The sequence below is a fragment of the Geminicoccus flavidas genome, from assembly GCF_009806515.1.
Taxonomy (GTDB): domain Bacteria; phylum Pseudomonadota; class Alphaproteobacteria; order Geminicoccales; family Geminicoccaceae; genus Geminicoccus; species Geminicoccus flavidus.
In genome coordinates this window covers 1-6,860 of record NZ_WUJP01000176.1, presented here as the reverse complement: position 1 = coordinate 6,860, position 6,860 = coordinate 1, and the positions used below count along the sequence as shown (strand labels likewise).

Annotated in this window: 5 protein-coding genes and 1 pseudogene; 5 read left to right on the top strand and 1 reads right to left on the bottom strand. The window is 70.8% G+C overall.

Going from position 1 to position 6,860, the window contains the following annotated elements; translation table 11 throughout:
* Positions 1-211: pseudogene (locus EQG76_RS04810) on the top strand (ABC transporter substrate-binding protein); the annotation flags it as partial.
* Positions 208-1,230, top strand: a complete 1,023-nt coding sequence (locus EQG76_RS04805) for a FecCD family ABC transporter permease (protein WP_159711084.1) — start codon at positions 208-210, stop codon at positions 1,228-1,230. The pseudogene EQG76_RS04810 and the gene EQG76_RS04805, both read left to right, overlap by 4 nt.
* Positions 1,231-1,234: 4 nt before the next feature.
* On the opposite strand, the gene nikR is transcribed toward EQG76_RS04805, so the two are convergent.
* Positions 1,235-1,675, bottom strand: coding sequence for a nickel-responsive transcriptional regulator NikR (nikR, locus tag EQG76_RS04800; protein ID WP_159711083.1), 441 nt, complete (start codon positions 1,673-1,675; stop codon positions 1,235-1,237).
* Between the two features lie 199 nt (positions 1,676-1,874).
* Between nikR and bcsN the strand changes: the two genes are divergently transcribed.
* From bcsN to EQG76_RS04785, 3 genes are all read left to right on the top strand, one after another.
* Complete coding sequence (gene bcsN, locus EQG76_RS04795; RefSeq protein ID WP_159711081.1) at positions 1,875-2,510, top strand: cellulose biosynthesis protein BcsN; 636 nt, start codon at positions 1,875-1,877, stop codon at positions 2,508-2,510.
* A gap of 71 nt (positions 2,511-2,581) precedes the next feature.
* Positions 2,582-4,879: a UDP-forming cellulose synthase catalytic subunit gene (gene bcsA, locus EQG76_RS04790; RefSeq protein ID WP_159711079.1), complete on the top strand. Its 2,298-nt coding sequence runs from the start codon at positions 2,582-2,584 to the stop codon at positions 4,877-4,879.
* Positions 4,863-6,860, top strand: a 1,998-nt coding sequence (locus EQG76_RS04785) for a cellulose biosynthesis cyclic di-GMP-binding regulatory protein BcsB (RefSeq protein ID WP_159711077.1), incomplete at its 3' end; no start/stop codon positions are given. The genes bcsA and EQG76_RS04785, both read left to right, overlap by 17 nt.

Below are 6,860 nucleotides of genomic sequence, written 5' to 3'. Positions count from 1 at the left end.
CGCCTTCATCGTCCTGGTCGACTACGATGCCGGCGGCTGGGAGAAGAGCTGGGCCTTTCTGCAGGAACATCCCGGCATGTCCGGCCTGGCCGCGGTCCGGGAAGACCGCTTCCTGCCGCTGCGCTACGGCGAGATCACGCCCGGCCCCGCCAACATCGACGCGGTCGAGAAGCTCGCCCGGGCCCTGCATCCGGAACGTTTCGGCGAGTGAGACGGTATGCGGTCCTCCCGCTGGCCCTGCTGCTGGCCGGCGGCACCCTCGCCCTGGCGGTTGTCGCGGTGGCGGTGGGCTCCGCCGCGATCGACCCGCCGCTGGTCGGCCGCATCGTGCTGCATGCCCTGCTGCCGGGCACGATCGGCGCGGACTGGCCGGCCGGTGCCGAGCGGATCGTCCTGGAACTGCGCCTGCCGCGCGTGGTGCTGGGCATCCTGACCGGTGCGGGCCTGGCCGTGGTCGGGGTCGTGCTGCAGGCGGTGACCCGCAACCCGCTGGCCGATCCCTATCTGTTCGGCGTTTCCGCCGGGGCCTCGGTGGGTGCTGTGGCAGTGATCGCCCATCTCGGCGCGTTCGCCGGCCCCTTCACCCTGCCGGTGGCGGCGTTCCTGGGCGCCCTCGCATCGCTGGTGCTGACCCTGTCGGTGGCGGCCGGTGCCGGCGGCCGGCCGGCCCGCGACCGGCTGGTGCTGGCGGGGGTAGCCGTGTCCTTCGTGCTGATGGCGCTCACCAACTTCCTGATCTTCTCCGGCGACCAGCGCGCCGCCCATTCCATGCTGTTCTGGACCATGGGCGGGCTGGGCCTGGCCCAGTGGCGCCTGCTCGCCTGGCCGCTGGCCGTGGTGGCCGCGGCCCTGGTGCTGGCCATGCTCGCCGCCCGGCGCCTGGACGCGCTGGCGCTGGGCGACCAGGCGGCCGCCAGCTTGGGCATCGACGTGGCGCGGTTGCGCCTCGGCCTGTTCGCGCTCTGTGCCCTCGTCACCGGCACGCTGGTGGCACTGGCCGGTGCGATCGGCTTTGTCGGGCTGATGGTGCCGCACGCGGTGCGCGCCCTGGCCGGCGGCCGCCACGCCCTGCTCCTGCCGCTGGCCGCCCTGGCCGGGGCATGCCTGCTCACTGCGGTGGACATCCTGGCCCGCATCCTCCTGGCACCGCAGGAGCTGCCGATCGGCATCATCACCGGGGCGATCGGCGGGGTGTTCTTCGTCCTGATGATGCGCCTGGGCCGGATCTGACCGCTCAGCCCGAGGGGCCGCCATGCGCATGGTGGTGCCCATGCCCGTCCATCGGGATCACCGACAGATGGCCGCTATGGACGCCGCGCTCGTTCAGGACTGCGTTGGCGAAGGCGCGGACCGCCTCCACCGGCCCGCGCAGCACGGCGATCTCAAGGCAGCTCTGCTGGTCCAGGTGGATGTGCATCGTCGCTAGGCCCAGGTCGTGATGGTGGTGCGAGGCGGCGGTCAGGCGCTTGGCGAGCTCGCGCGTGTGGTGGTCGTAGACATAGCTGAGCGTCGCCACGCACTCGATCCGGGGCTCGGCTTCCAGTTTGGCCTGTTCCAAGCCGATCTGCGCCAGTGCGCGCAACGCCTCGGAGCGGTTGGCATAGCCGCGGGCCAGCATGAAGGCCTGCAGCTCGCCGGCGAACTCGTCGGACATGCTGATGGTCGCGCGTTGCATGGCTCTCCCCGCCGGCCCGCCCCGGCCGGCCGGTTCCGAGCCTGGAGCGGGAGCGGCGGGTGGGTCAACCCGGGGATGGTGGCAGACCTGCCGCAGCGCTACCGGCGCATATCTCCCATGAAGGGATAATATCTGGACCCAATTTGCCAATAAGTTTAATTCCTCCGCATCGACCTGTGATTGATGTGAGGCTTGGACGATGCGACCGCCCGTCCTGGCGCAGCCCTGCCTGCGCCGAGTTCCGGCAATCCTGCCGCTCCTGGCGGCGCTCGGGCTGGCCGCCTGCAGCGGCCCCGGCGTCTATCCCCTGCCGCAGGACCCGTATGGCGGTGTCGGCACGGTGGCCCCGGTGGGCGCCATCCTGCAGCTCCCGCCGGACCTCGCCGACCTGCGCCTCGCGACCCGGCGCAGCGTGGTGAAGGGCATGGTGGTCGAGGAGGTCGTCCTGGCGAACGACACCGCGATCCCCAGGGAGAACCTGATCGTCACCCGTACCCGCTGGCGCGGCTCCGGGGCCTACCTGCCGAGCGTGGAGCTGCCCAACCCGTTCAAGCAGAGCGAGATCGAGCAGCATTTCCTCCAGCAGTTCCCGGGCGCGCCGCTGGATCAGGTGACCCGGGAGCGCCGCAACGGGCGGGGGGTGCATCGCTACCTGGTGGCCGACCTGGGGGAGGCCGGGAGCTGCCTCTACGCCTGGCAGTATTTCGACGCGCCCACCGAGACGCGCGGCGGCCTGCACAGCTTCGCGGTGGACCTGCGCTACTGCCAGCCCGGCCATGATCTGGCCGCGGCCCTCGACCTGTTCGACCGGATGGCGACCGTGGCGCCGCTCTGAGCGCCCGGCGAAACAACGAAACGACGGAGGACGCCCTCAGGCCGACCGGATCGTCTGGCGTGAGGTGCATGATGAGTGGAGAACGCGGCCGGCCGGCCGCCTCGGGCGTTGCGGTGGTTCACCACCGCGCGGGCCTGGGGGCGGCTTCGTTCCTGTGGCTGACGCCCTGGGTCGTGGTGATGGCGGCCATGCTCTGGCTGGGGGCGCAGGATTTCGGCGTCGCCAACCAGACGGTGCTGGCGCTCACGCTGCTGGCGATCCTGATCGGCCTCCGGGTGAGCGGTCTGGCCCCCTTGTGCCGGACCTTCTTCATCTTCACCGCCGCATTCCTGAGCTGGCGCTATCTATCCTGGCGGATAGCCGACACCCTGCCCGACCCGACCACGCTGGCCTTCGTCCCGGGCGTCCTGCTGTTCGCCGCCGAGATCTACGGCATCCTCATGCTGTTCCTGGGCGTGTTCGTGAACATCCGGCCGATCGACCGGCCGGTCCCGCCGCTGGCGGCCGACCCAGCTGTGCTGCCGAACGTGGACGTGTTCGTCCCCAGCTACAACGAGGACGAGACGCTGCTGGAGACCACGCTGATCGCCGCCAGGCGGATGCGCTACCCAGAAGGCAAGCTGAACGTCTATCTCCTGGACGATGGCGGCACCGTCCAGAAGCAGAACGACAAGGACCCGAAGAAGGCGCAGGCAGCGATCGCCCGCAACCGGACACTGCAGATCCTCTGCGCCAGGCTCGGCTGCCACTACCTGACCCGCGAGTTCAACCAGCACGCCAAGGCCGGCAACATCAACGCCGCACTCGGCCGGACCGAGGGCGAACTGATCCTGATCCTCGACGCCGACCATGTGCCCACCGAGGACCTGCTCGAGCGGACCGTCGGCCATTTCGCCGAGGACCCCAAGCTGTTCATGGTGCAGAGCCCGCACTTCTTCATCAATCCGGACCCGCTGGAGCGCAACCTCGACACGTTCGGCCGGATGCCCAGCGAGAACGAGATGTTCTACCAGGTGGGCCAGCGCGGGCTGGACAGCTGGAACGCCTCGTTCTTCTGCGGCTCGGCGGCGATCCTGCGCCGCGCGCACCTGATGTCGATCGGCGGGATCCAGGGCACCTCGATCACCGAGGACGCCGAGACGGCACTGGAGCTGCATGCCCGCGGGCTAACCAGCCGCTATGTCGCCCGGCCAATGATCGCTGGCCTCTCGCCGGAGACCTTCTCCAGCTTCATCGGCCAGCGCTCGCGCTGGGCACAGGGCATGATCCAGATCATGCTCCTGAAGAACCCCTTGTGGAAGCGCGGCTTCACCCTGCCGCAGCGCATCTCCTACCTGTCGAGCATGGTGTTCTGGCTGTTTCCGGTCGCCCGGATGCTGTTCCTGATCACCCCGCTGGCCTACCTGTTCTTCGGCCTGCAGATCTATCGCGCCTCCTACCAGGAGTTCGTCGCCTACGGCCTGACCCATCTGGCCGCCAGCCTGATCCTGACCAACTACCTGTTCGGCAAGGTGCGCTGGCCGTTCATCTCCGAGCTCTACGAGATCGCCCAGGCGCCGTTCCTGGTGCGCGCGATCGGCAGCGTCCTCCTGCGCCCACGCGCCCCCACCTTCAAGGTCACTGCCAAGTCGGAGACGCTGGAGCGCAACTTCGTTTCGGAACTGGCCCGCCCGCTCCTGTTCCTCCTGGGCCTGCTCTCGGCCGCCGCGATCGCCGGCCTGTGGCGCTGGCACGCCTTCCCGCTGGAGCGCGAGAACATCACGATTGTGCTCGGCTGGAATCTGTTCAACCTCCTATTCGTGCTGGGGGCGATCGGGGTCGTCCACGAGCACAAGCAGCGCCGGGGCATGCCGCGCGTGCCGCGCTCGCTCAGTGCCGAGGCGACGTTGGGCGGCTCGGTGGCACCGGTGCAGATATCGGACCTGTCAATCGGCGGCGCCCAGCTCATCCTGAACGAGAGTGCCGAGGTCTATCGCGACCTGGCGCACGGCAATGGCAGCCTCACGGTCGAGCTGGGCAACAGCGAACGGCTCATCCCCTTCGAGATCCGCCATGCCGTGGTGGAGGACGAACGGCTGGTGCTGGGCGTGCGCTTTGCCTGCGAGACCGACGAGCAGCGCGCCGACGTGGTGGCCTTGTGCTTCGGCTCCAGCGACGCCTGGGTCCAGTTCCAGGCCGAGCGCCAGCATGCCTGCACCATCCTGGGCGGCTTTGCCCACTTCGCCCGCCTGTGCATCGTCAAGGGCACGCTCGGCATCCTCGCCGGGCTGCGCCAGGGACGGGGCCGCACCGGGCCCTTCCTCGTCACCCGCGCCGCCCGCCAGGTGGTCCTGCCCCAGGGAGCGAAGATCAATGCCCCGCTGCACTGAGCCAGCCGCCCGCCGCACCCGTCTGCTGGCGGCGACCGCGGCGATCCTGCTGGCTTGGCAGGCCGCCGCAGTCGCCGAGGAGGCCGGGATCCCGACTGCCGCCCCGGTGCCGGGCGCCACGGAGCCGGCCCTGGCGGCGACGGACGCCGCCCAACCGGTGGCCGAAGCCGCCCAGCCGGTAACGGAAGCCGGCATGGAGTCGGTCCTGCCGGCCTCGCGCGGCAGCCTGCCGGACCTCGCCATCCCGCTGCTCGCCCACGACCTCGACCTGCACGGCAGCCGGAACGAGGCGGTGGTGCCGTTCAACCTCGCACCCGGCGAGGAGTTCACCGGCGCCACCCTGGCCCTGTCCTACAGCAACGCCCTGGCGGTGCTGCCCGACCGCTCCCGGCTGGCGCTGACCCTGAACGGCAAGCCGCTCACCGACCTGCCGCTGGTGGGGGCGCAGGGTGCTGCCGGTGCCGAGATCGGCCTGCCGCCCGGCCTGTTCCGCACCGGGCGCAACGAGCTGGGCGTCACGCTGGCGCAGACGCACCGCCTGGCCTGCTCCCGCGAGCGCTTCGGCGAACTGTGGACCAAGCTGAAGCGGAACGGCACCAGCCTCGCACTGCACCGGCCGGGTCCGCGCGCGGCGGTGACGGGGGACGGGCTGGTGGGTCTCCTGTCCGCCTCGGCCTATGATCAGGAGCCCCTGGCGATCGCTACCGCCGCCTCCCTGGCCGGCCCCGCCGGTGTCGAGCTAGGTGCCCGCGTCGCCCAGGCGGTGGCGCTGGTGCGGGGCGACCGGCCGCTGCCGGTGGCGGCCCTGCCGTTCGAGAGCCTGGAGTGGCCGGCCCTGCACGGCCGCAACCATGTGCTGCTAGGCCAGATCGACGAGTTCCGCGACCTGCTGGATCCTGCCAGCTTGGCCGAGCTCGCGGCCGAGCGGATGCTGGTGCGCCGTCTGCCGGGCGATCCCGACCATCTGGCCATCCTGTTCGCCGGCGAGGATACGGCGGCGGTCGGCCGGGCCGTCGAGGGCTTCGTGGCCGGGGCCGCCCGTCCGCTCGATCCCCCGCCTCTGCCGGAAATCGATGGCGGTGCCGTTCTGACCCTGGCCGAGCTGGGCTTCCGGACCCGCGAGCTGCCGCTGGGCGTCACCGAGCCGCTCGATCTCACCTTCCGCCTGCCGGCCAGCTTCTACGCGGCCGACGGCCAGCGTCTCGAGCTGGCCCTGAACTATGCCTATGCCGGTGGGCTCCAGCCCACCTCGGCGCTGGTGATCGAGGTCAACGGCATCTCCGCCAACATGATCCGCCTGGACGACCCGCGCGGCCGCATCGTCGACGGCGCCAGGGTCGGCCTGACGCTCGGCATGTTCCATCCGGGCGTCAATCGGATTTCGATCTACCCGATGCTGGATCCCGCCTCGGCCAAGGCCTGCGACAGCACAGCACCGATGCTGAGCCTGTTCCAGGACAGCCGCATCACCATGCCGGACTTCGCCAGGCTCACTCATGGCGGCCAGCTCTACGACCTGGTCGACGACGCCTTCCCCTATGGCGAGGAGCCGGCCGCGGTCATGGTGTCCGCCCGCGACCCGGCGGCACTCGGCGCTGCCTGGACCTTCTTGGGCAAGCTGGCGCAGCGCCGGGGCGAGGTCCTGGACCGGCTGAGCTTCGTGCCACCTGGCTCCATGCCCATCGAGCACCTGATCGCGGTCGGCACGGCGGACGAGCTGTCGCCCTCCCTGGTCGCCCGGCTCGACCTGCCCTGGACGGAGACGGCGGAGCCGCCGGCCGTGCCGGTGGCAGCCGGTGCCGCCACCACGCCCGTCGCCGCGAGCGTGCCCGATCCGCGGGCGGAATGGCAGTCGCGGATCGGGCCGGAGGCCGGTGAAGGCCTGCTCGAGCGGCTGCGCCGGCTGATCGTGAGCGCCGCGGATGCCGACGTCGCCACGCCGATGCCACAGCGGCCGCCACGCCCGGTGGCACCCGGGACC

Bases quoted from the DNA above. Each gene is read 5' to 3' on its own strand.
- bcsA (WP_159711079.1), top strand. From the start codon at position 2,582: ATGAGTGGAGAACGCGGCCGGCCGGCCGCCTCGGGCGTTGCGGTGGTT.
- nikR (WP_159711083.1), bottom strand. From the start codon at position 1,675: ATGCAACGCGCGACCATCAGCATGTCCGACGAGTTCGCCGGCGAGCTG.
- bcsN (WP_159711081.1), top strand. From the start codon at position 1,875: ATGCGACCGCCCGTCCTGGCGCAGCCCTGCCTGCGCCGAGTTCCGGCA.